The organism is Synechococcus sp. R55.8 (assembly GCF_047461895.1).
Classification (GTDB): domain Bacteria; phylum Cyanobacteriota; class Cyanobacteriia; order Thermostichales; family Thermostichaceae; genus Thermostichus.
This window is the reverse complement of the sequence record NZ_JANSIB010000188.1, coordinates 1-926: the sequence shown is the minus strand read 5'-3', so window position 1 is coordinate 926 and position 926 is coordinate 1. Positions and strand designations below refer to the sequence as shown.

The 926-nt window shown below is 56.3% G+C and carries 1 protein-coding gene; it reads left to right on the top strand.

What is annotated here, in order from left to right:
* Positions 1 to 883: PddD domain-containing protein (locus tag NW829_RS12285; RefSeq protein ID WP_414417205.1), on the top strand; the 883-nt coding region annotated here is incomplete at its 5' end.
* Positions 884 to 926 lie beyond the last annotated feature (43 nt).

The following is a 926-nucleotide window of genomic DNA, read 5'->3' as shown; positions in this document are numbered from 1 at the left end:
GGATCTGGCAGAGGCGCTTTACATCTACAACGATGCGGAACAGCCCAACGGAGACGGAACGCCAGATCTCATCCAAAGGCTTTACACCCCCGGCTGGATTCGCCGCCCCGATGGGGCCATTCCAGTGGTCGCCTTTTGGAAGCTGAATCCGATCCCACGCGATTGCTATCAAGGCCCTCCGACGTTGCAACAAATTCGAGAAGGCCGAGTAACTTTGAAGGAGAGACCTACGGGTATTTCCGAAGCTGACTGGGACAACATCCGCAACCGCCGCAACATCTATACCTTGGTTGTGTACTACTTGCGACGTAACTACAACAACGCCGGTAACCCAGACGGCAACACCCCTTGGGAGGGCAATGCGCGCATTGCTAGGTTTGAGTTGCAACCTTTTGATGACGAATGCACTCAGCGCAGCTCGTTTTTCAGAGAGGATCCAGATCCTTTCCAGGCTGGCTTTCTGGCTTGGCCTCGCAATCCAGATGGTCAAACTCCCATTGCCACCAGCTCAGCAGGCCCTCGTCTTGTAACTCTGGTCTCCAATATCTTCAGCAGCCGACAGGGAAGTCCGCAGGTTGCGCCGAATTGCCCACAGGGCTATGCCTTTGGAGGGGGCAGGCCCAATGGAGTCGCTTTCGCAGGCTTGGGAGTCAATCAAAACGACGTGGGCTTCCATGTTTGCGTCCGGCGCAGCGCCGCCGCCAGCCTTCCCCAAGATGTGATTGTTACCATCACGGCAACTGCCATGGAGCGAGCCAATCCCGGCCTGTTCCGGCGCTACATCCGAAATGCCACCAGCGTTGATGCGGAGCAGGTGTCGCGGTATCTGACGACAATGCAAACTCAGGTGTTGGCCCGTGGTGTGTTTAATCGTCAAGCCTAGTCAAGCCTATGTGACTTATTCGGAGGGGGGATCCCTGCCTATG